This is a genomic window from Acidimicrobiia bacterium, from assembly GCA_029210695.1.
In the GTDB taxonomy this organism is placed as follows: Bacteria; Actinomycetota; Acidimicrobiia; order Spongiisociales; family JAHEDJ01; genus JAHEDJ01.
Map to the genome: position 1 here is coordinate 1 of JARGFH010000011.1, position 22,269 is coordinate 22,269.

The 22,269-nt window shown below is 62.6% G+C and carries 23 protein-coding genes, 1 tRNA gene and 1 other RNA gene; 8 read left to right on the forward strand and 17 right to left on the reverse strand.

The window, feature by feature from the left end:
• Nucleotides 1–350: 350 nt before the first annotated feature.
• Nucleotides 351–707, forward strand: coding sequence for a hypothetical protein (locus tag P1T08_05330; GenBank protein ID MDF1595504.1), 357 nt, complete (start codon nucleotides 351–353; stop codon nucleotides 705–707).
• Nucleotides 708–749: 42 nt separating this feature from the next.
• An RNA gene (gene rnpB / locus P1T08_05335) (RNase P RNA component class A) lies at nucleotides 750–1,198 on the forward strand.
• 153 nt (nucleotides 1,199–1,351) lie between these two features.
• Here rnpB and P1T08_05340 read toward each other — a convergent pair.
• From P1T08_05340 to P1T08_05350, 3 genes are all read right to left on the reverse strand, one after another.
• Nucleotides 1,352–2,596, reverse strand: coding sequence for a GAF domain-containing sensor histidine kinase (locus P1T08_05340; GenBank protein ID MDF1595505.1), 1,245 nt, complete (start codon nucleotides 2,594–2,596; stop codon nucleotides 1,352–1,354).
• Between the two features lie 97 nt (nucleotides 2,597–2,693).
• A complete protein-coding gene (locus tag P1T08_05345) occupies nucleotides 2,694–4,391 on the reverse strand; it encodes a formate--tetrahydrofolate ligase (protein ID MDF1595506.1) in 1,698 nt (565 codons plus the stop codon).
• Nucleotides 4,392–4,439: 48 nt separating this feature from the next.
• Nucleotides 4,440–4,982 carry a helix-turn-helix domain containing protein gene (locus tag P1T08_05350; GenBank protein MDF1595507.1) on the reverse strand — a complete coding sequence of 181 codons (543 nt, stop codon included), beginning with the start codon at nucleotides 4,980–4,982 and terminating at the stop codon, nucleotides 4,440–4,442.
• Nucleotides 4,983–5,102: 120 nt separating this feature from the next.
• On the opposite strand from P1T08_05350, the gene P1T08_05355 reads away from it, so the two are divergent.
• Nucleotides 5,103–5,762, forward strand: a complete 660-nt coding sequence (locus P1T08_05355) for an SOS response-associated peptidase (GenBank protein ID MDF1595508.1) — start codon at nucleotides 5,103–5,105, stop codon at nucleotides 5,760–5,762.
• Between the two features lie 286 nt (nucleotides 5,763–6,048).
• Here P1T08_05355 and P1T08_05360 read toward each other — a convergent pair whose 3' ends face one another.
• Entirely contained in the window at nucleotides 6,049–7,158 is a 1,110-nt protein-coding gene (locus tag P1T08_05360) for a metalloregulator ArsR/SmtB family transcription factor (protein ID MDF1595509.1), read from the reverse strand.
• Between the two features lie 212 nt (nucleotides 7,159–7,370).
• On the opposite strand from P1T08_05360, the gene P1T08_05365 reads away from it, so the two are divergent.
• Both P1T08_05365 and P1T08_05370 read left to right on the forward strand, forming a co-directional pair.
• The gene (locus tag P1T08_05365; protein MDF1595510.1) at nucleotides 7,371–8,339 is read left to right on the forward strand and encodes a TIGR03557 family F420-dependent LLM class oxidoreductase; all 969 of its coding nucleotides are present in this window, start codon (nucleotides 7,371–7,373) and stop codon (nucleotides 8,337–8,339) included.
• Between the two features lie 76 nt (nucleotides 8,340–8,415).
• Nucleotides 8,416–8,832 (forward strand): hypothetical protein, encoded by a 417-nt coding sequence (locus tag P1T08_05370; GenBank protein ID MDF1595511.1) that lies wholly within the window; start codon nucleotides 8,416–8,418, stop codon nucleotides 8,830–8,832.
• Here P1T08_05370 and P1T08_05375 read toward each other — a convergent pair.
• On the reverse strand, nucleotides 8,829–9,500 hold the full coding sequence (locus P1T08_05375) for a hypothetical protein (protein ID MDF1595512.1): 672 nt from the start codon (nucleotides 9,498–9,500) through the stop codon (nucleotides 8,829–8,831). The two genes, P1T08_05370 and P1T08_05375, sit on opposite strands and share 4 nt — an antisense overlap.
• Before the next feature lie 64 nt (nucleotides 9,501–9,564).
• On the opposite strand from P1T08_05375, the gene P1T08_05380 reads away from it, so the two are divergent.
• The gene (locus P1T08_05380) at nucleotides 9,565–10,332 is read left to right on the forward strand and encodes a sulfite exporter TauE/SafE family protein (protein MDF1595513.1); all 768 of its coding nucleotides are present in this window, start codon (nucleotides 9,565–9,567) and stop codon (nucleotides 10,330–10,332) included.
• Here the strand turns inward: P1T08_05380 and P1T08_05385 are convergent.
• From P1T08_05385 to P1T08_05425, 9 genes are all read right to left on the reverse strand, one after another.
• Nucleotides 10,323–10,844: a metal-dependent hydrolase gene (locus P1T08_05385; GenBank protein ID MDF1595514.1), complete on the reverse strand. Its 522-nt coding sequence runs from the start codon at nucleotides 10,842–10,844 to the stop codon at nucleotides 10,323–10,325. The two genes, P1T08_05380 and P1T08_05385, sit on opposite strands and share 10 nt — an antisense overlap.
• Nucleotides 10,841–11,254: a ribonuclease HI family protein gene (locus tag P1T08_05390; GenBank protein ID MDF1595515.1), complete on the reverse strand. Its 414-nt coding sequence runs from the start codon at nucleotides 11,252–11,254 to the stop codon at nucleotides 10,841–10,843. Before P1T08_05390 ends, P1T08_05385 begins: the two co-directional genes overlap by 4 nt.
• The gene (locus P1T08_05395; protein ID MDF1595516.1) at nucleotides 11,251–11,961 is read right to left on the reverse strand and encodes a hypothetical protein; all 711 of its coding nucleotides are present in this window, start codon (nucleotides 11,959–11,961) and stop codon (nucleotides 11,251–11,253) included. Before P1T08_05395 ends, P1T08_05390 begins: the two co-directional genes overlap by 4 nt.
• Nucleotides 11,961–13,040 (reverse strand): Nif3-like dinuclear metal center hexameric protein, encoded by a 1,080-nt coding sequence (locus P1T08_05400; GenBank protein MDF1595517.1) that lies wholly within the window; start codon nucleotides 13,038–13,040, stop codon nucleotides 11,961–11,963. Before P1T08_05400 ends, P1T08_05395 begins: the two co-directional genes overlap by 1 nt.
• A 36-nt stretch (nucleotides 13,041–13,076) precedes the next feature.
• Nucleotides 13,077–14,327: an MgtC/SapB family protein gene (locus tag P1T08_05405; protein MDF1595518.1), complete on the reverse strand. Its 1,251-nt coding sequence runs from the start codon at nucleotides 14,325–14,327 to the stop codon at nucleotides 13,077–13,079.
• A gap of 9 nt (nucleotides 14,328–14,336) precedes the next feature.
• A complete protein-coding gene (locus P1T08_05410; GenBank protein ID MDF1595519.1) occupies nucleotides 14,337–14,699 on the reverse strand; it encodes a hypothetical protein in 363 nt (120 codons plus the stop codon).
• Nucleotides 14,700–15,126: 427 nt separating this feature from the next.
• Nucleotides 15,127–15,199 (reverse strand) — tRNA-Val (locus P1T08_05415).
• 188 nt (nucleotides 15,200–15,387) lie between these two features.
• Nucleotides 15,388–16,167 (reverse strand): hypothetical protein, encoded by a 780-nt coding sequence (locus tag P1T08_05420; protein ID MDF1595520.1) that lies wholly within the window; start codon nucleotides 16,165–16,167, stop codon nucleotides 15,388–15,390.
• A gap of 419 nt (nucleotides 16,168–16,586) precedes the next feature.
• On the reverse strand, nucleotides 16,587–16,763 hold the full coding sequence (locus P1T08_05425; protein MDF1595521.1) for a Flp family type IVb pilin: 177 nt from the start codon (nucleotides 16,761–16,763) through the stop codon (nucleotides 16,587–16,589).
• A gap of 471 nt (nucleotides 16,764–17,234) precedes the next feature.
• Between P1T08_05425 and P1T08_05430 the strand changes: the two genes are divergently transcribed.
• Nucleotides 17,235–18,182, forward strand: coding sequence for a sigma-70 family RNA polymerase sigma factor (locus P1T08_05430; GenBank protein MDF1595522.1), 948 nt, complete (start codon nucleotides 17,235–17,237; stop codon nucleotides 18,180–18,182).
• Between the two features lie 54 nt (nucleotides 18,183–18,236).
• On the opposite strand, the gene P1T08_05435 is transcribed toward P1T08_05430, so the two are convergent.
• Entirely contained in the window at nucleotides 18,237–18,539 is a 303-nt protein-coding gene (locus P1T08_05435) for a WhiB family transcriptional regulator (protein MDF1595523.1), read from the reverse strand.
• 358 nt (nucleotides 18,540–18,897) lie between these two features.
• Between P1T08_05435 and P1T08_05440 the strand changes: the two genes are divergently transcribed.
• On the forward strand, nucleotides 18,898–19,473 hold the full coding sequence (locus P1T08_05440) for a DUF4870 domain-containing protein (GenBank protein ID MDF1595524.1): 576 nt from the start codon (nucleotides 18,898–18,900) through the stop codon (nucleotides 19,471–19,473).
• On the opposite strand, the gene P1T08_05445 is transcribed toward P1T08_05440, so the two are convergent.
• Both P1T08_05445 and P1T08_05450 read right to left on the reverse strand, forming a co-directional pair.
• The gene (locus P1T08_05445; GenBank protein MDF1595525.1) at nucleotides 19,466–21,139 is read right to left on the reverse strand and encodes a GMC family oxidoreductase; all 1,674 of its coding nucleotides are present in this window, start codon (nucleotides 21,137–21,139) and stop codon (nucleotides 19,466–19,468) included. The two genes, P1T08_05440 and P1T08_05445, sit on opposite strands and share 8 nt — an antisense overlap.
• 103 nt (nucleotides 21,140–21,242) lie before the next feature.
• Nucleotides 21,243–22,250, reverse strand: a complete 1,008-nt coding sequence (locus P1T08_05450) for an adenosine deaminase (protein ID MDF1595526.1) — start codon at nucleotides 22,248–22,250, stop codon at nucleotides 21,243–21,245.
• Nucleotides 22,251–22,269 lie beyond the last annotated feature (19 nt).

Consider the following 22,269-nt stretch of genomic DNA (forward strand, 5'->3'; position numbering starts at 1 on the left):
CGTAGTAACCATCAGATTGGCAGAGCCCTCCTAATCAACCGGGAACCCCTACACCCCGCTCAATTCCGAAGCGCCCGCAAAGTGCTCCTCCAACAACGCGTCACCGCCGGCCTGTTGAACACGAAGCGGCTCTTCGCGCTGCTCGACGAACCGGGAAAACCGCAACCAGCCTGAACTCCCCCTGTCCCACGCACCGCCCGCCACCATCACCAACCCCCCCGCAAGATGGTCTCCGGCATCACCCACGACTGGCCCGCCGCCAACCAACCTCACCGAAAGCCACTTTTTCGGCAGCCACCTAGAACGACCCGTCGCATCTCTCCGGCGCCAGAAACCACGGATTGCAGCGGGTGAGATCACTCAGCATCGGAGCCATCATCATGGGGGCCGCGGGCGGCGTTCTCGTGGCCGCGCTCGTGAGCTTGCCGGCATGGGGCCTTCTGCTGCTCACCAATATCGACACACCAGAGGATCCGGCGCTCATGGTGGGGGTGATCGTCGGGTTCATCGCCTCCGGATACGCAGCCGGTCGACTGGCGAAGCCGGCAGCCTCGCACGGCATGCTGGCCGGACTATTGATGGCTGTGATCGTAGGAACCGTGAGTATCTCCTCGGGCAGCCCGGCGCCCGTTCCAACGATCATCATCCTGGTGATCCTCGCCGCCGCGCTCGGCCGCTCGGCGGGCGCATTTGCGGGCCGCCGGTGAGGGGAACAACGGAGCATCTAGTTTCGTTGTACGCTTCGCTGGTGAGCCTGCCGGGTGACCGCCTGCGTAGACCCTCGGGGATACGTTGGAGGAAAGTCCGGACTCCACAGGGCAGGGTGCTGGGTAACCCCCAGGCGGCGTGAGCCGACGGAAAGTGCCACAGAGAACAGACCGCCTAAGTTGGTGCCATCACCAACCGGCAAGGGTGAAACGGTGGTGTAAGAGACCACCAGCATCCCGGGAGACCGGGATGGCTCGGCAAACCCCACCCGGAGCAAGGCCAAGCAGGGATGCTGGGCTGCCCGCCCGGCGCTCGTTTCGGCGAGTGCCTCATCCCAGGTAGGCCGCACCGAGGTCGCGCGGCAACGCCGGCCCCAGATGGATGGTCGCCTCTTCGACTTCGTCGAAGAGGTTGGAGTTCACCCCCGGTGAACTCCGCCTCCCGCGACGAGGCTGGAGAACAGAATCCGGCTTACAGGCAGACTCACAACACCTCGAGGCCCCGCACGGGGTCTCGAGGTGATCCCCCAGCCGCTGCCCGCCTCTTCGACTTCGTCGAAGAGGTCGGAGTTCACCCCCGGTGAACTCCGCCTCCCGCGACGAAGCTGGAGAACAGAATCCGGCTTACAGGCAGACTCACTCCCCTAGCCGCTGGTAGGGAGCCGCAGCAGGAACCTGCTCAACCCGCCCTCGAACCGATAAGACAGATCCCCCGCCATCGCCTCGGCCAGCTGACGGGCAACGGCAAGACCCAGGCCGACCGCCTCCCCCCGTCGACTGGACGAGGCGGCGGTACCGTAGACCTCGAATATCCTCTCGCGATCTGCTTCTGGAACGCCCGGGCCATCGTCGGAAACCTCGACGGTGGCGAAATCGACGCCGGAACCCACCTCGATCGCGATGTGCTCGCCGCCATATTTGAATGCATTGGAAACCAGATTGCGAAGGATTTGCCGAACACGTAGTGGATCCGCGTAAGCGGGTGCGGATACGCCGGCGACGTCGAGCGAGTGACCGGGCCCCTGCCAGACCTCGACGATCTGATCGACCTCGGTTCGCAGGTCGATGGCAACCGGTTCTACTTCCAGGTGCCCGGCATCCTGGCGCGCAACCGTCAGAAGGTCATCCACGATGCCGGCAACTTCGATGCTCTCCCTAGCCAGTATCCCCGCCAGTTCCTGGGCCTCGTCCGTTGCGAGTTTCCCGATCGAATCGCGCAGGGTGGCGGAGAGACCGACCACAGAGGTGAGCGGGTTGCGGAGTTCGTGACTGATGGCGGCGATGAACGCACTCCGTTGCCGATGAACCAGTTCGAGTTCGTCATTACGCTCCTCGAGCACCTCCCTCAACCGGCTCTGCGCGATCGCTCCGGCGATCTGTGAACCCACGTAGCGAATCAGCTGCACTTGACGATCTCCGAACGTCTGGGAGCGACTGGCGATGAACAGCATGCCGATTACCTCGTCGTCGACCACCATCGGGACACTCATCACCGCCCGGATACCTTCTGCTGCGAGGTAGCTGGCCGGATGGCCGCCCGGCCTCCGAAGGGCATAGGTCTCGACGTCGTTCTCGAGGAATGGAGCCAGCCCCGGGTCCAGAATCTCTCCGATCGGCGTCGCAGGCTCAACTATATGTCCGACTCTGAGCAGCACCGGTTCGTAGGTGGTGCGCACCCAGGCCGTTCTCAACCGTCGCCCTTCAGCCTCGACGTGGGTGTACTCCATCCGATCGTATGGAAGGATCGGACGGAACTCCTCGAAGACGGTATTGAGGATGTCCTCGACGCTCACGCCCGCGTTGACTCGCGCCGAAATTCGGAATAGACGCTCGGCTTCTTCCTGGCGCAAAGTGAACTCGCGCTCGATGCTGTCTACGGAGTTGTCCACCTCTGCTCCACGGCTAGGCGCGCACCTTCATCGCCGAGGGTGAAGGGCTCGAGACTCTATCGGCACTAAACCGCCGGCTCCTTAGCGACAATACCTGTCAGCTGAGCCCGATGATGTTCCCCTCATCATCGATATCGATCCCGTGCGCGGCCGGTCGGACTCCGAGACCCGGCATCGTTCGGATATCGCCGGCCAGTGGAAGGATGAAGCCAGCACCGACAGAGGCACGCACTTCACGAATCGGGAGACTCCATCCCGTCGGTGCCCCCGTGAGCTTGGAGTTGTGGCTCAGCGAAAGGTGGGTCTTGGCCATACAGATGGGCATCGAACCCCACCCCTGGTCCTCCGCTCGATTGATTTGCCGCCGAGCAGAAAGGTCGAGGATGACCCCGTCGGCGCCGTACACCTCCGTTGCGATCGCCTCGATCTTCTCTTCCAGAGACGCCTCATCGGGGTAGAGCAACTGGAACTGTGAGACTTCCAGGCAGGCATCCTCTACCTGCCGGGCGAGCTCGACCATGCCCTCGCCACCGTCTGAGTACGGCCGAGCGAGAGCCCAGCGCACCCCTTCTTCGTCGCACACCCGGGCCACCGCATCGTGTTCCGATGGGTGGTCGGTTGGGAACACGTTGATCGCGACGACCGGGACCACCCCATGCCTGCGAATGATCTTGATGTGATGACGAAGGTTGATCGCTCCGGCGGTCACCTCAGCGGGGTTCTCCTCGAACAACTCGGGTGGAAGCGTGTGGCTGAGCCGGATGCTGTGATTACCGGACTGCACTTTCAATGCCTTCACGGTGGTGACCAGGACGGCCGCATCGGGTTCCATGCCCGAGATCCGGCACTTGATGTTGAAAAACTTCTCGGCTCCGATATCAGCGCCGAAACCCGCTTCAGTAATGACGTAATCACCGCCACGCATGGCGATGCGGTCGGCCACGATCGACGAGTTGCCGTGGGCGATATTCGCGAACGGCCCGGTATGGATAAGTGCCGGAGTTCCCTCCAGCGTCTGGAGCAGGTTCGGGTTTAATGCATCCTTGAGAAGCACGGCCATTGCACCGGCCGCCTGGATGTCCTCGGCTGTAACGGCCCGGCGATGGCGATCAAACCCCACAACGAGTCTTCCTAGCCGAGCGCGGAGGTCCTTGAGATCAGAAGCGAGACCGAGGACCGCCATCACCTCACTGGCCGATGTGATATCGAAACCCGCTTGCCGGGGTATTCCGTCCGCGCTGGTCCCGAGACCGATGATGACATTCCGAAGGGCCCGGTCGTTGACGTCGAGTACCCGGCGCCAGGTCAGGTTGCGAACCTCGATGCCGAGTTCGTTTCCCTGGAAGAGATGGTTGTCGGCCATGGCAGCCAGCAGATTGTTGGCAGCGGTAACAGCGTGGAAGTCGCCCGTTAGATGGAGGTTGAGCGACTCCATCGGGATGATTTGTGAATACCCCCCACCGGCCGCACCACCCTTGATACCGAACGTCGGTCCCTGTGACGGCTGCCGGAGTGTCACAACACTCGTCCGATTGATGTGTTTGAAGCCTTCGGCAAGGCCAACGGAAACGGTGGTCTTCCCTTCACCGAGCGGCGTCGGCGTCGTGGCAGTGACCAGAACATACTTGCCGGAGGGTGGTCCCATCTTGGCAGCAGCATCCAGGGAGATCTTGGCAACGTTGCGGCCCCAGTGTTCGACCGATTCGGGAGGTATGCCCATGTCGGCTGCTACCTCGTCGATGGGCCGGTATCGGGCGGAACGAGCTATTTCGATGTCTGAAGGTATGTTGCTCATAGAGCCGAAACTAGCCGTCAGCCGATATCGTTGCCAGAGCCGATCACGTCACGGTCGAACGCCCGTGTCGAGGGCGGCGAGCGCCGCTTGCAGAACTGCAGACCGCACGATCGGTTCGCTCGAGTTCTTCACCAGCGCGGTGGCCGAACGTACGGCCCCGAGCGCGGCAGCCGCGGCCACCTCACGCTCCATTGTGTGCGGGGAGCCGACGAGGAGTTCCTGCAACCGCATAGTCTGACGATGAGCGATTTCACCGATCTCTGGATGATTCAGCACGCTGCGGTCGAAGGCGATCACGTCCAGGGCGGTGCGATGCTCCAACAGCAGGTCCATGTACGACGTCAACAGCTCGTGTGGACCCCGAACGGCTTCCGCGGAGAGGAATGCATCGGCGGCCTCGAAATACGGGTGCAACACGGTGAGCAGAATGTCATCCTTCGAGTCGAAGTGGTAGTAGAGGGCGGCCTTGGTGATACCAAGGCGATCGGCGACGTCCTGCAGCGATGCAGTCGAATAGCCGCGTCTCGCGAACAGTTCTGCTGCGGTCGCCAGTATTCGTTCTCTCGTTGAGATCGTTGCGGTCACTGCCACGTCGCCCTCCTCATCGGGTGTGCGCAACAGGGAAACCGGGCGAGCCACGTAGCTGCCGGATGGTCCCCCTGCGATATAGCTACTGTAACGTATCGCCGCCCGCAGGGCTATCGTTCGGTCATGTGTGGACGCTACGTCGTCACTCCCGACCCCGACGCGATTGCACGATTCTTCGCCGTCGACGAAGTGATCGCCGGAGATCTCGGGGCCAGCTATAACGTCGCCCCGACCGACCTGATCTACGGGGTGGCCGAGCACCGGGGCAGACGTCTTCTCGGCGAATTCCGCTGGGGATTGATCCCATGGTGGTCGAAGGAGAAGGGGCCACTCCACATCAACGCCCGGGCGGAATCGGTAGCCGCCAAACCAGCCTTTCGGGACGCCTTCACCCGCCGCCGGTGCCTGATTCCTGCAGACGGCTTCTATGAGTGGCAGAGTGGCCCCGACGGCAAACAGCCGTTCTTCATCCATGCGGTCGATGGGGAAATGCTGGCGCTGGCAGGGATCTGGTCGCGCTGGACCGATCCGGAGACCGGACGAGAGATCTCGACGGCCGCCATCGTCACGACGAAATCCGTAGGAGCGGTCGCTGCCCTACACGACCGCATGCCGGTGATACTCGCCTCCTCGTTGTGGGATGCCTGGCTCGATCGGGATCTCCGCGACCCCGAGGAGATCTCACACCTCCTTCAACCGGAATCTGAACTGGAGCTGCATCCCGTCTCGAAGCTCGTGAACCGGGTGCAGAACAACAGCCCGGACTGCGTCAAGCCAATTTGAGTGCCTCTTAGCTGATACGGCAGAGAAGAGGGGCAAGCAACCTCTCGGTGCTTGCCCCTCTCAGGCGGGTGGATTGTCATGGAGGATCGTGACCCCGCGGTGGTCACTCAGCTCACCCGCACGCGGCCTTCTCCATAGATCATTCTCGAACCCGTTGCGACCAGGGCTCTGCCCACCGCGGCACGGAGGTTGTGCGGTCGTCCGCGGCCCCGTGGCGGGGAGTTGGCGATCATGCGCTCGTATTGCTCAATCCGGGCCCGTCCAAAGTCATCGTTCATGGGATACATCAGTCGTCCTCTCCTCCTCGCCGTGAGGCTCCCGCCTCAACGAATTCCTCTAATGCCTTCGCTGCTTCGCCGATGACGCCGCGACGCAAGCTGTACTCCTGGTCGGCTCCAATCGTCACTCGCACGAGGCGAGCCGACCGCAGCACTCGCAGGTGGTGGTGCGCGGTCGACTTGGCCACATCGAGATGCTCTACCAACTCCTGAAAACTGGCCGGACCGGTCGCCAATCGGCGCAGTACGCGGATCCGCTTCTCGTCGGACAGGGCCTTGTAGGTCTTGATGATCCACGGCGACGGAGCGTCGGGATCGGTCGTCATGTGTTCGTCGGCGACCGGATACACGAAGATCCTGGTCTCACGGTGCTCGAGAATCAGGACCCACGGCCGCAGTACGACGGTGGGGATGAGCAGCACGGAACGCACGCCGGATCCGGGATCGACTGTGATGCCGTTGGTTGCTTCCTCAATGACCCGCTCCGGTGACATCGTGGCCACCATTGCTTGCTTTGCCCTGGCATCACGTTCGAGCGACCCGGCGAATCGCGCTTCAACCGGCGCAAATGCCTCAGCGTGGAAGCCTCTGAGCGCTCCAACCAAATCCCGCTTGGCGTGTTCGATATCCTTGCGGAACAGGACCTTCAGGTCATCGCCCAGTTCCTCGAGTTCCTTGCAGCACTCCACAATGGCAGCAATCGCTTCTTCATCGCCGAGTGCTGCCGACTCGATCGTCGCAGAATCCACGAGATCGCGATCGACTAGATGCTCAACGAGCGACCTGCGAATCTCCGAAGCCTCGGTTGCGTCGAGCCGATCGAGGAACTCATCGACCGATTCGCCGTATGGCCCGGCGTTGACGAGTTGGAAGAAACCAGCCCAGATCTTGGAATGATTGAGCGTCGTCGCTTCAATCGCCTTTCGCGTCTCGTCGCCGATCATCGATCGGATGTCATTGAACCACTCCTGACCGAGGTCGTAGTCCGTCAAGTCTTCCCAACCGAACGCCATCAGGGTGAGGAGCAGATCGGTGGCCGGATGTGATGCGACCTCCACTACCAGACCCTGGGTGGGGCGGGTGAGATCTCTGATCTTCGGCTGCGGTGTCGTTGTCATGTTCGTCATTTGCTATCTTGTTCGATCATATTCGAACATGGTCGTCAAGTCAACTCATTCTTGAGCTCTGTCTATATTGTTGGTTTTCAAGCGACTCTAATTGACAGGTGGGGCTTTGTGCGACGGATGTTGAACGGGGCGGCCGGCAACCTACGTGCTCGGCTACCGTGTATTGGAGCGCATCGGCCATCCCGGCGCCGAAGGAGACACAAATGACCCGCTTCGCCTACTTCTGTGGCCATGAGCAGTGGCAACCCGAGGTCCTCGTCAAGCACGCCCGCCTTGCCGAAGAGGCGGGCTTCGACATGGTCATGGTGTCTGAGCACTTTCACCCCTGGGTCGATGACGACGCGGCGGCCGGTTTTGCGTTCTCGACAATCGGGGCCATGGCCGCAGCAACCGAGCGGATCGCGTTCACCACGGCGGTCACCACTCCCCTCTTTCGTTTCCACCCGGCGATAGTCGCACAAGCAGCCGCGACGCTCGACCGGCTATCCGGTGGTCGCTTCAATCTCGGCGTCGGCACCGGCGAGAACCTCAACGAAGGACCGCTGGGCTACAAGTTTCCGGCATACGCCGAGCGCGCCGCCCGAATGCGAGAAGCGCTGCAGATCATGCGCCGGTTGCTCGATGGCGAGAAACTCACATTCGACGGCGACTTCTACAGGACCGACCGGGCAAAGCTGTACAGCCCTCCGCTGCATCGGGTTCCCATCTACCTGGCGGCGGGAGGTCCCAAGTCTGCCGCCCTTGCCGCCGAGCTCTCCGACGGGGTCATCACATCGGTCAAGGACCCTGACGAGACTCGCCGGAAGGTGATCGACCCTCTCAACGCCGCCGGCGAAGGAAAGACGGTAATCGCCACCCGCTGGGCGCTCCACGCTCGCGATGCCGATGAAGCGTGGGACGTTCTCCGTCCCTGGCGCGGCTTGCGGGCACCGGGACGATTGGAAGCCGTCGATCCGGCCGACCTCCGCCGGCGGGCCGATCTACTCCCCCGCACCGAGGTGGTGGGGCGTTATGCACTGGCGTATGAGCCGGCCGCGATCATCGACGTCTACCGGCCGCTGGTCGATGACATCGGCGCAGACGTCGTGACCTTGCAGATGGCCTCGGGCGACCAGGAAGGGCTGATCGCACTGCTCGGCAAAGAGGTCCTGCCAGAGTTGCGAAGGGCCTGATGGCTCCGCTCCTCCGCCGGGGCGTGCCCAGTAGCCGGTACTTGGTAATCTGTTGGCACGACCGAGGAGACACACGATGAAGGACAAGGGCGAGATCCTGATCGACGTTCGCGATCCGGGCTACGGAGCATTCGCGGAGGGTTTCATCGGCACGACCGGCCACTCGACCTCCGTTTGCCACGGCCCCGGCGAACAGCACCCCTGTCCGGTCCTGGAGGGCGCACATTGCGAGCATCTCGAGGACGCCCACGGCGTCGTCTTCCAGTTCAATCTCGATGACCCGGTCATCCGGGAGGTCCTACAGAAGTACAAGGAACTGGTACCGCTCGAAATCCCGATTCGCGTTGTCGTGACCGACGAACAACGGGAGAAGTACGCAGATCTCCTCGACGGGTTCCAGGTCTGGGGACGTGAACCGACGGTCGCCGACCTCGACGGGTTTGCGGCAGAGGTCGAAGCCGCCGACTTCGCAGCAGAGGCAGAAGAGCGCTAGCTCGAGAGCAGGTCGAGCAAGCTCATCAGAGCCGCCTGCACCCGGACGTTCGATCCGAGATCTGCGTGGCGCTGGTAGGCCGCCTCGAAGCTGGCGCGCTCACCGCGGATGGCCCCGAGCACGACCGGGTCCGTCGTTCGGCGCACGAGCGACTCGAGAGCCGATGCGAACGGCCCGCCGAATGTGGCGAGAAGATCGATCTCCCAGCCGATCGCAGTCGAGCGGGTAAACCACTCCGTGCCTGCCGTCTCCGTGCCGAATGCCACGGGAAACGACACAAACTCAACGCCTTGCACCCGTTGCGGAACCGAGGTTCCGAAATCCATATCCTCGATGGACTCACCAACCAGATCCGGAAAGCCTCCCACGAACGATGTCCAGAAGTTGACGGCGACATCGTCCGGCACCCCACTCTCGAGCATGGCCGCCAGTTCCTCCGTACCGCCACCCTCGAGAGCAACGATGATGGCGAGCTGCCGGTCGGAAGTCAGCTGCCGGATCACCTCGACATCCCCCAGCATCAGAGCCGCCACCATCTGGTCCACCGCCAGGTCCGGTCGCCCGGGAAGAACCCGGTCGACGACGGACGTCGTCGAGACGTCACCACCCGACCCACAGGCAGCAATACCCACGATCAGAGCGAGGACAATGGCGACGGAATGCTTCACGGAGCGACACCCTAGCGGCACCCCGGGTGGCTCTACACTGCACCTCTCGCCACAAGGGTTCACGTTGCGTACAACGCTCATCGCAGCACTAATCGGTATCGTGGCCGGGCTCACCGGCGGCCTATTTGGCGTGGGCGGCGGCCTCGTGGCAGTCCCCGGCCTCGTGTTCGCTTTCAAACTCGCCCAGCATCGCGCTCACGCAACCTCGCTGGCCGCCATCGTGGCCACCGCGTCCGCCTCATTGCTTCCGTTTACGCTTCAGGACGAACTCGACTTGACGACGGCAGGACTCCTTCTGATCGGGGCCAGCGTGGGTGCCGTGTTTGGTGCAGGCCTGATGGGACGCGTCAACGAAGTCACGCTGGCCAGGGCCTTCGTTGCCATCACGGTGTTCACGGGCGTGAGGCTCCTGATGCTGTCCGACGTCGCCGCACAAGCGGTATTCGAACGAGGCGGTTTGATGAGCGCACTTCTCCTCATCCTCACGGGACTCTTGGCCGGAACAGTGGCGGCGTTGCTCGGCGTCGGTGGTGGTGTCGTGTTTGTGCCTGCCCTGGTCGTGCTGTTCGGATTCGAGCAACATCTCGCCCAGGGGACCTCGCTCGCCGCCATCGTTCCGACCACGCTTATCGCCTCTATCAGGCACGCCCGGCACGGCAGAGTGGATTGGCGCCTGGCGATTCCGGTCGCAGTCGGCGGCATCGGCGGGGGTCTGCTGGGAGCCGGCCTGGCTCTGGAGATGGCCCCGGAGCTCCTGCGGCGGCTCTTCGTCGCATTGCTGGTTGTCGTCTCGATCCGCATGGTTCGCAAGACCCGCAGCACTCAGGCGTGAATGGTCCCGACCGTCAAGAGTTCTGACCGGCGTTCGGCCTTTCCGAGATCCGCCTTTCGCCACAGGTACACCAGGTAGATGATCCCGAGCGCCTCCTGCATGAGGATCCATGGATTTGCGGCGAGACGCTCGAGCAAAGACCCCCAATATGCTTCGGGTCCCGGCGGAAATCCCCACCCGAAGGCGGGCCACAAAAAGGTCTCTTTCACCGTCCACATTCCGTCGAGCACCAGATGAAACAACGAGCCGATGGCCAGCGCCATCAGCCTCCGACGCCGAACTCCCCGACCGGTGAACAGGAGCACCATGACCATCAGCATCGATGAGAACAGCAGCGAATGCCCGAAGATCTGGCCCGATTCGAACGTGTCTGCAAACAGGATCGTGCCAATTGGTTTGTCGATGAGGTCGGGCAGGATCGCGCCGAGCGCCAGGAAACGCAGATCGACGTTTGGATCACGAAAGACGTAGCGAAAGGCGAGAACCGTCCCGCCGACGTGCCAGAAGATCACAACCGATCGAGCGCCTCATTGGCCAGCGCATCTGCGCGAGTGTTCGCCTCTCTTCGCACATGCTCGAATTGGACCACCGGTAGCTCGTCGACCAGCCTGCAGACTTCGCCGTAGAGCGGTTTCAAATTCGGCGCCTTGACCCGGTACTGGCCGCCGAGTTGCCGGACCAGGAGTTGGGAGTCGGCACGAACCAGAACCTCGGTTGGCTCGAAACTACCGACGAGCTCGAGCCCGGCCACAACTGCCTTGTATTCGGCGACGTTGTTGGTCGTGTGACCGATCGGTTCGCTGATACTGGCCACTTCTTCGAGACCATCGGGACCGTCGAAGTAGATCGCCGCTCCGATCGAGGAAGGTCCTGGGTTGCCTCGTGAGGCACCGTCGGTATAGAGAACGAATCGCCTGCTCATAGGACGAGGAGCCGACGGCAATGCAGACAAAGAGGTGGATCATCTGCCGCGACTTCGATCTGTTCTGCCGTCGAGAGGGTTAGATGGCATCCCCCACACACTCCGTCGATCAAGCGGCCGATGGCGACGCCCTCCTTGGTGTTGCGGAGGCGCTCGTACGTCGTCAGAAGGTCGGGCGGGATCAGCGGCACGATCTCCGCCTTGCGCCCTTCGCGTCTGGCCAGCTCGGCATCGATCTTCTTCCACTCGGCGGCAACCTGGGCCTCGAGATGCGCCTCCGCGGTCGTCCGCTCCTCCAGGTCGGAGCGAGCCGCCGCGGCTCGCTCGTCCAGACCCTCTCGAGTGTCGATGAGTGCGAGCACGAGATCTTCCATCTGACTCTGTTTCGAGCGAAGAGAGATGACCTCGTTTCGCATGTTCTCCGTCTCCCTGGCGCTCATACCTCCGGCGAACAGGCGCTGCTCCTCGCGCTGCAGCTTCTCCTCGAGAATCTCCAGCTCGCCTTCGGCCTTGTCCAGATCGCGAGACGCGTCCTTGAGTTCCGCTTCGAGCGCGGTGAGATGGCTGCGCGCGACCCCGCTCGCCTTGTGAGCAGCCCGGTATTCTTCGAGGACCGGTAGGGCTCCCCGGTTGTGCAGCAGCCGATCGATATCGAGGTCGACGTCCTGCAGATCGAGCAAATCACCGAAACTCTGCATTTCTTTCATCAACGTCCCCATGGGTCGGTGTTCAGATTCGTGAGATCGCGCGCCGTTACTCCGAGTCCGGCTACTGCAGCGTACAGCTGTCGCATGCCTGGACGCTCGGTCGGGGCATGTCCGGCATCGATGACGAAGAGACCCCGATCGAGCGCCTGGACGGTCTGGTGGTGACTCACATCGCCGGTCACGATGACCGCCGCGCAGACTGATGCTGCGGCGGCGGTGAGGTCGCCTCCCGATCCCGGGACGACGGCTACCACCGTAACCTCGGAGTCCATGTCGCCGGCCACGCGGACGGCCGTCGCCGGCAGGCTCTGTTCTAGCTCCCGTGCCAACGCTCCCAGCCGAATGGGCCCGGCCCGCCGCCCGAAGCGGCCAACGAAGCCCCCATTGGAGCGAGTCTTGAAGATGTCATACGCTGGTTCCTCGTAGGGATGAACGGCAGCCAGCGCTGCTACCACTGCCTCAATGCGGGATTCAGGGGCGACCATCTCGAGCCGGATCTCGGACTCACGACTGAGTTCTCCGTGCGAACCGACCGCGGGACGGGCCGCTTCGTCTGGCAAGAAGGTGCCAACGCCTTCGCTCCGGAACGAGCATCCTGAGTAGCGTCCGATGGAGCCACCTCCGGCGGTCGACATTGCCGCATACACCTGCTCGACGTAATCGGGCGGAACGAACGTTACGACCTTGACGGCGTCCGGTCCGTCGATTCGGCCGAACCCGTCCGGTGACTCGATTCCGGCCGTGGCGGCAAGGGCATCGGCAGCACCTCCGGCCGCAACGTCGAATGCTGTGTGCACGACGGCCAGGTTGACCCCGGCTCGCGCCAGTCGGAGTGCCCGGCCGGCGGCTGATCGACCGGCGACCAGCGCCGTCGTCGGATGAAATAGCAACGGGTGATAGGTGACGAGCAGATCGGGAGGGCGCTCAATAACCGCCGCAACGACAGCTTCCGTGACCTCGTGGCAAACGGCCACACTTTGGACGTCCGCAGCCGGGTCTCCGATCTGGACCCCGACCGGATCCCAGGCGGCGGCCTTGCCGGCCGGTACCAGGGACGAAAGGAGGTCTTGCACGCGCATCGGCGGAATAGTACCCCCCGGCGCCAACGAGCCCGCCTACACCACCGACCAGGCAAGAACAGCCGCCGCGGCAGCCAGGCTGAGCACGGCGACGACTGCTCTGAGCTGCTTACGATCCCCGATTCCGGCCACCATCATTGCCTTGACGGCTGTATTCACGGCGACTGCGATCAGAACCGCGCGGGCGCCGTCGGTGGCGCTCAATCCGTCATTCACGAGATTGGCCATGGATAGGTTGATGGCGTCGACGTCGTTTATCCCAGACAGGGCTCCCACCACGTTGAGCGCGGCGGCCGAAAACTGGTCGAGAAGCAATTTGGCGACGAACACCACCGCCGCGTAGAGCGCGCCGAACTGAAGGGCAACGGGGAGCGAGAGCGGGTTCCGCAACTCGAAGGCATCTCCCGGCGGCGTCCCCCGGTTGGCCCTGATCCATGCCACTGCCCCGGCGGCCAGGACAACGACGCCCAGACCGACCAGCGGCACAGCCAACACTTCCGCCAGCGCCGGAGCAACCACGAGAGCGAGTGCCAGGACACGGAAGTACATGAGACCCGACGCGCCGAGGATGCCCGCTTCCAGCGAGTGGCGGAGTTCGGGATGCCGGCGAGACATCCGGGAAAACCCGAGAGTGACTGCGGTTGATGAGATGAGTCCCCCGACCAGGCCGGTGAACACGAGACCTCCACTCCCCTTGACCCGAAGTCCTATGTACCCGGCGAGCCCAACCGCCGAGACGAGCACGACCATCAGCCATATCTCACGCGGGTTGAAGGCGGCCAACGGACCGTATGACTCATCCGGCAAAAGCGGAAGGATGATTGCCGAGATCACTCCGAACTGAACCGCCGCTCTCACATCTTCGTCCGAGAACCTCCGACCGAGCGCGTGGATGGGGTCCTTGGCTCGAAGCAAAGCGATTGTTCCAACCACCAGGGCCACGGCAACCACCACTCGATCGGCCCAGACCAGCGCACCGACGCCAAACGTGACGATCGCCGCAGCTTCGGTGGTCGTCCCCCAGTCGCCCGTCTCGCGAAACGCGAACACATACGAGGCGATCACCAGGGCTAGCGCCGCCGAGGCCCAGAACAGCCAGGCAAGGGGGCCGTACTCGTCGGCCGCGAATCCACCAAGCGCCCCTAGCGCGGCGTAGAGGGCGAACGTACGAGCACCGGCATAGTCGTCGGGATCACTCCGGTGCGACGTCTGCCGTTCGAGTCCGACCACGGCGCCGAGGCCTGCCGCCACGACGAAGGCCATGATCATTGCGCCCGTGCTGTCCACTCTTTGAACCTACTCCGGCCGTCCGGCGGCCAACCGTGCCAGGGCGGCCGGGAGCTCGGCCCAGGCCACGATCGTGGCGCCATCAACCGCCTTGTTGACCGTCTTTCGAGCTCGCTCGTCACCGTCGAAGAACACAACCGGAATTCCACGTCCGCCCGTTTGCTCGCCGAGCGCAAGGGCGACATCTCTTCCGTGTTTGGGCGCCACCCGCAATGAAATAGCGACTGCGATCGGAGGGTGGTCGAGCGCCGTCTGTACAGCCCGGACACCGTCGTCGGATTCTGTGATCACGTCCCAGCCCTCGTGTTGAAGTTCGGTGGCCAGGTCGATGACCTCGGACCAGTCCCAATGAAGCAACAGCACGGAAGGCATGGTGTGAAGGCTAATGGGTTGAGCCGTGGCGATAGGCGGTAGGCCGTGGGCCGTGGGCCGTGGGCCGTGGGAGCCGGGCAATTGGCAATTGGCAATTGGCTCCGCGCGAAAGGTGGCCGAAGGGTGAAATCCCGAACGGACCGGCCCCACAAGGCGAGCCGAGTTTCGCCCGAAGGGTGAAATCCCGAACGGACCGGCCCCACAAGGCGAGCCGAGTTTCGCCCGAAGGGTGAAGTCCCGAACGGACCGGCCCCACAAGGCGAGCCGAGTTTCGCCCGAAGGGTGAAATCTCGAACGGACCGGCCCCACAAGGCGAGCCGAGTTTCGCCCGAAGGGTGAAATCTCGAACGGACCGGCCCCACAAGGCGAGCCGAGTTTCGCCCGAAGGGTGAAACTCGAACGGACCGGCCCGAAGGGCCGGTCCGCGTGGACGCTGACGGGCTCGAACCGCCGACCTCCTGCTTGTAAGGCAGGCGCTCTCCCAACTGAGCTAAGCGTCCGGTTGAGGAAGGATGATAGGGGTCCGCTCCCTCTCCTGAAAGCAGCGGAAGCCCGAATCCCGCCAACCCTCTCGACAGCGTCCCGGCCTTGGTGGTTGAAGGACTCAACTCGGATCATGCTGAATGCGGGATGTGTCTCGCCGACCAACCCTCATCCCGGTCGAGCTGCCTTCGACCTAACCGGGCGGTCAGTAGGAACGGAACGACTGCCAAATCAGAGTGAAGATGTCTTCTCGAGTGGCATCATCGAGATAGCGAGAAGACTCGAATGTCACCCACGGCGGGGTAATGCCGATTTCCACCTCGTTCACGAAAGATCCGCCGGGAGTGCATTCATACACGCGGTATGTGAAATACCCGGACCCCGGCCTCTCGACATCCCCGTAGGCAAAGGCGCACTGAGTGGGAACCGGCATCTCATCCAGGTACATCTCGGCGATCTCTTCGAAGCTACCCGTCACCGGCTGCATCACTCGATGAAGGTAGTAGCCGTCATGGTTCGCCGGCCCTTCTCCAATCGTTGCCGACATCCACTCCTCGATCTCTGGCGAAGCCCATATGGTGTCTTCAGTTACTTCGACCGACCAGTCACCAGGCACGGTCACCCCGAGCCTGCCCCCTCCATCGATTATCAGCATCCACTCCAACTCTGGTTCCCCGGGAACGGTGGTCGGTGCCCTGGTGACGGTGGTTGATGGTTCTACCTTTGTCGTCGGGGCACCGAGGGCTGTCGAAGTCACCGCCGGCGAATCGACGGTTGTGTCACTCGCAATCGGCTCATTGTTCTCTTCACCACCGCGGTCAGTCACGAATCCGGCGATGAGAAGGACAGCTCCAAACACTCCGAGCAGGATCTGGCGAGGAAGCGAATCAACCAGTGGGATCTCGACTTTGAAAGCAACGAGACCGCCACCGACTATTGCCGCTCCCCCAAATGCGACTCCGGCAATGATCAGCGTGGATTGCATCTAAACCGCCTTCGTCCCAACTCTGAACACAGAGTCGACAATGCGCCCTTCAGGCACAAGAGCCGAAAGCCCCTTGTAGCGGGGGACGAGTACGGACGGTGCATCAGCCAGTTGCGCCCGCAACCACTCCAACACCCCTGAATCGCAGCGCTGATACGAGCCATGAATCGTCGGAGATGCGTGGTGCCCCCCGGGAAATGCCACGGGTTCTATCTGCTCGTTGGCGAAGTCGGGGCTGCCTGCGAGGAGGACTCAATGGTCCCCGTGACGTCACATGGGTGGAGGCACAACATCAACCACCTTCAGATCCGACGGCACCGGTATGGCTTGTTCGCCCCCGGGAACTGGCGTCGAGAACGATTCCCGGCGTGGGGTCGCATTGGCGGGTGCGGCGTGCGAGGCGATGTACGCAGGCGACGCTAGTGGATAGAACCTCGCCATACGCTGCCGTTCCCGACTCCGATTTCCGAGAAGAGCACTATGAGGGCATCCCCAAACATCGCCAGTGATACCACGCCGACGAGTGCGATCAAGCCGATCATCAGTCCGTACTCCACCAGCGCGGTCGCCTCTTCGGAGCGGGTGAGTCGAGACAATACGCCGGCTTGCTCGCAAGGCGATTCCCCTGACGGTAGGGGGGCAACCTCCCGGCTGATCGCTTGAGCACGGGCAAGACCTCGGCCGCGGCGTCGGAACACCATATGTTGTTGTCCCCTCTCAGACCTACGCAACCTAGCAGCCACCCCAGACTTCAGAAGGATTATCTGACGGCCCGACTCAGGAGAATCGTGGAGTTGGTACCGACAGCTCGCCCATTGAATCCGGCACGGCGGGGAACTCGCGACGTCTCCATGACGTCACATAGGTGGAGGCGCAACATGAACCACCTTCAGATCCGACGGCACCGGTATGGCTTGTTAACCCCAGGAGACTCGCTCCGGCGGGCACTGCTTCTCAGCCGCCGCCGCTTCGCCTACCGGCTTCCATCCATGCCGAACTGATCGACTGCCAACCCTCCACCCGGAGATCCCCTATTCCGTCGTCCCATGCCTCTACCATCCGCGCCAATGGCTCAACCCACCTCACGACGGAAGACATCCGAAACCGACGCCCGCGAGGATGCCGTCCGGCAATACCTCGACGAGATCGGCAAATACCAGCTGCTCAGCGCCGATGATGAAGTCGATCTGGCCAAGCGGATCGAGCGTGGGAACCGAGCCACCGATGCCCTTCTGCAACCCGAACTGAACGCGACGGAGCGAGCAAAACTCCAGATCCTCGCCAAACGGGGAGTGGAGGCCAGACGTCAGTTCATCAACTCCAACCTGCGCCTCGTCGTTTCGATTGCCAAGCGATACGCCAAGACCGATCTGCCGTTTCTCGACCTCATCCAGGAAGGAAACCTGGGCTTGATCCGCGCAGTGGAGAAATTCGAGTACCGCAAGGGCTTCAAGTTCTCGACCTACGCAACCTGGTGGATCCGCCAGGCCATCACACGGGCGATCGCCGACAAGGGCAGAACCATCAGGGTGCCGGTGCACATGATGGACACGATCGGCCAGGTGCGTACCACGGAGAATCACCTGTTCAAGATGCTGGGCCGAATTCCCACCGCCGAGGAGATCGCCGAGGAGTCGGGCCTGACCCCCGACCGGGTGCGCGAGGCACAGAAAGTCGCTCCCGAACCTGTCTCCCTTTTTGAGCCGGTCGGCGAGGACGACGCAGTGCTGGGTGACTTCATTGAAGATCTCGACGCAACCACTCCCTTCGACCTGGTAGCGGCCGGGTTTGGTCGCGCCGATCTCGAGCGAGTGTTGGGGAAGCTGAACGACCGCGAGCGCACCGTTCTTTCGATGCGCTACGGACTGGACTCCGGGATCCCCCAGACTCTCGACGAAGTCGGCAAGCACTTCGGACTCACCCGTGAGCGAATCCGCCAGATCGAGGCGAAGGCGCTCGCCAAGCTGCGCCATCCCTCCGCTCCCGGCAGCCTCCGCCACCTGCTCGCTCGCTGACCCGAACGCGGGTCGGTCCGGGCGCCGGGCGTCCGGACCGATTGGTCGAGAGGATCATGCGGGCCGGACCAGCTCCCACAAATCGTTTCGAGTCGCTTCGAGTGGCAGCTCGACATCGGCTTTGCGGGGCCGTCCTCTGGTCCGCTTCCGATAGAACGGCTCACCGTCCCAGAAGATGACGCCGCCCCAGACGCCCCAGTCCTCGTTGTTTTCCAGGGCGGCTTCTAAGCACTCGATGCGCACCGTACATCGGAAGCATATGGCTTGTGCCGCATTCAATTCGTCCGGCCGCTCGCTGAAGAACAGATCCTGTTGTCCCCCATCGACGCATAACCCTCGTTCGTAAATCTCGTTCATCTTGATGCTTCCTTCCAAAAGAAAAAACCGCCTGCTTGGTGCCCGACGGTCTTGCTCGTTGAAGTTGGAATGGTCCTACATCAGAGAACGAGTGGCCGCCCGCGCGCGTCCGAAACCGTCGGAATGCCTCCGAGCAGCTTCATTGCGTTGTGGAACGACCAGGTGTTCATCAAACTCTGCTTCCTGTACGTCCCGTCAACATATCGAAGACGGGCGCCGCCGTCAAGGGAATAACGCCAACGGACGGACACGCAATAGGCAACCGGCAAGGACCGCCCGCTCCGTGACGCCCGATACCCCATGCCTGATCCCCGGCCGGTGTATTGTGCAAGGAATTCGACGAGGAGCGAGAGAGGCCATGGCAACCTGCACGAACTGCAAAGCCGAACTCACCGAGGGATACGACTTCTGCCTGGCCTGCGGCATGCCGGTTCCGACCGATGTCGCGGTCCCGGATCTAGATGACGGCGCCCAACCCGAGGTACTTCCCCCGCTCCCGCCGCAAGGCGCAACCGCCACCCCCGAACCTCCCCCGTTCATCCCTCCCCCGCCACCGGCAGGTCAGGACGCCCCTGCCGTCTTCGCAGCCGGCGCCATGCCGACGAGCGAAGAGCGCACCTGGACGATCGCCGCCCACATCTCGGCGTTCGTTTCATTGGTCGGTATCCCGCCGGTTATCGGACCACTCGTGGTCTGGTTGATGAAGAAGGACTCGTCACCGACGATCGATGCCCATGGGAAAGAGGCGGTGAACTTCAACCTCTCGTTCCTGCTGTATGGGATCGTGGCGTTCTTGCTGCTCTTTGTACGGATCGGATTCATCCTGCTACCGGTCGTTGCCATCGCCTGGTTCGTCCTGGTGATCGTGGGCACCATGAAAGCTTCGAACGGCGAGTTCTACCGGTACCCGGTGACGATCCGCTTCATCAAGTAGCCGACTCCGCCCACCGAATGGCGCCTGCGGCCGACCCGGGAACGATCGGCGCGGCGGGCGTAACCGGTTCGATCCTTTCGTAAGGTTGGCCGAGTTCGGGCCGGGAGTCGACATCGCCCTTGTTGGGCCAAAGCGCCACTGCGCGTTCCGCCATGGCGGTAATCGAGAGGGATGGATTCACGCCGAGGTTGGCGCCGATAGCTGCTCCATCGACGACGTGCAGGCCCTCATAACCGAACACCCGGTGGTAGGGATCTATCACACCCTCCGCCGCCGTCGCTCCAACGGGCGCTCCGCCCAGGATGTGAGCCGTCAAAGGTATGTCTAATAGGGCTTCATTGAGGCTGCTGCCCGGTTCTCCGCCCATCGCCTCGGCTGCCACCCTCGCCGCTTCGTTGGCGATGGGGATGTAGGTCGGAGTCGGCCGACCCTGGTCCGGAGCTGTCGTGAAACGGCCGTTCTTTCGGAAGAGGCGCAGGCTGTTGTCCAGGCTTTGCATGACCAGGAGGATCACCGTCCGCTCCGACCAATGACGCAGGTTCATCGCCCGAATCAGCTTGAGAGGGCTGGTGGCCGCGGCTCCCAGGAATCGTAACCAGCGCGGCACCCTTCCTCCGCCATCAACCAGAATCGTGGTCAGAAGACCCATCGAGTTGCTCCCAACCGGATATCGCACCGGTTCGACATGTGTGTGTGGTTCCGGGTGAATCGAGGACGTGATCGCCACGCCCTCGCTATAGTCGACCATCGAGTCGGACGCAGATGCTCCCAGAATCGCCTCGCTGTTGGTCCGGAACTGGTAGCCAAGCCGGTCGGAGAGTCCAGGGAGCGAGCCCTCCTTCAACCTGAGCAGCAACTTCGAGGTCCCAAGGGCTCCCGCAGAAAACACGACATGGGTGGCGGTGTACTTCTTCGGTCTCTTGTTGAACCAGGCACCGGGCTTTTCAGTCGAAACCAGGTATCCGCCGCCCTCTATCGGAACAACGTTTGTCACTTGATGCTGCGGATGAATGTCCGCCCCGTGTGCTTCGGCCATATACAGGTAGTTGCTCGGGAGTGTGTTCTTTGCGTGAAAACGACACCCGACCATGCATCCACCGCACTGCTTGCACCCGGTGCGACTGGGACCCTCACCACCGAAATACGGGTCGGGCACCTCGACGTTCTTCTCGCCGAAGTAGACGGCGACCGGCGTCGGCTGAAACGTATCCTCGACTCCGAAGTGGGCGGCCACTTCTTTCATAACTCGATCGGCGTTGGTTTCCGTCGGGTTTTCCTCGACACCAAGCATCCGCTCCGCCTGGTCGTAGAACGGCGCCAGCTCGTCTTTCCAATCCGTAACCGCGCCCCATTGGGGATCCGAATAGAACGCTTCATGCGGGCGGTAGCAGACATTGGCCCACACCAGCGATCCCCCGCCGACCCCTGCGCCGGAGAGAATCATCACATCCTTGAGCAGAGAAATCCGTTGAATACCCCGCAAGCCGAGTCTCGGGAACCAGTAGAAGCGCCGGGCGTCCCAGTTGGTCTTCGGGAGCGTGGCGGCGGTCCATCGCTTCCCTGCCTCGAGCACGCCGACCCGGTAGCCCTTCTCGGTGAGGCGCATGGCGGAGACACTGCCGCCGAACCCACTCCCGATGATCAAGACGTCGTAATCGTGAGCCATAGGGTGATCATAGGGTCCAACGGAGCTGAAGCGCTGGTCGGCAAAAAGGAGTTCTAGGTTCTGAGCTCTAGGTTCTTTAGGTGTTTGCAGCAACTGTTGATGCTCAGGGGCGATGGCTCAGGAACTCATCGAGGTCGGCGATCAGTGCCTGCTTCTCGTCGTCCGGCACAAACGACGCAAGGAGCGAGTTGCGGGCAATTTCGGCCATCTCGTCGTCGCTGAATCGCAGCGCAGCCTTCGTTCCTTCATAGTTGTCTCCGATGTAGCCACCGAAGTACGACGGATCGTCACTATTGATCGACACATTGAGCCCGAGATCGATCATCCTCCTGAGGGGATGATCCTCGAGGCGATCCACCACCGCCAGCTTCACGTTCGAGTAGGGACAGACGGTGAGTGGAACCTGCTCTGTAACCAGACGTGCGACCAGCTCAGGGTCTTCGAGTGCCCGATTGCCGTGGTCGATACGCTCCGCTCCCAGCACGTCGAGCGCCTCCCACACGTACTCGGGGGGACCCTCTTCGCCTGCGTGGGCAACGAGCCGGAGGCCCTCATCCCGGGCAGCCGCGAAAACGCCGGCGAAAGCACCGGGCGGATTGCCGACTTCTGAAGAGTCGAGCCCAACACCCAGCAGCTGCTCCCTGAACGGCAGTGCGGCTTCGAGTGTGTCCATCGCCCGTCCGGCAGGCAGGTGACGAAGGAAACACAGGATGAGGCCGGAAGACAATCCGAGCTCGGCACGGCCGGCCGCCAGCGCGTCGGCAATCCCGCCGATGACGGCATCCAGAGGCACGCCCCGCTCGGTGTGGGTTTGCGGATCGAAGAAGATCTCCGCGTGCACGACGCCGTCGGCCGCGGCCCGCTCGAGATAGGCGGAGGTGAGATCGAAGAAGTCCCGGCGGGTGAGCAAGGTCCTGGCCGCTTCGTAGTAGACGTCCAGAAACGACTGGAGGTTCGTGAATTGAAACGCTTCCTCGATCTCGTCAACGCTCGAGTAGCGGAGCGGCACATGGTTCCTCGCCGACAACGAAAGCAGCATCGACGGCTCGAGAGTCCCTTCGATGTGAAGATGCAACTCGGCCTTGGGCAGTTCTCTCACGAACTCACTCACGACGCCCCTTTCTCCTCAT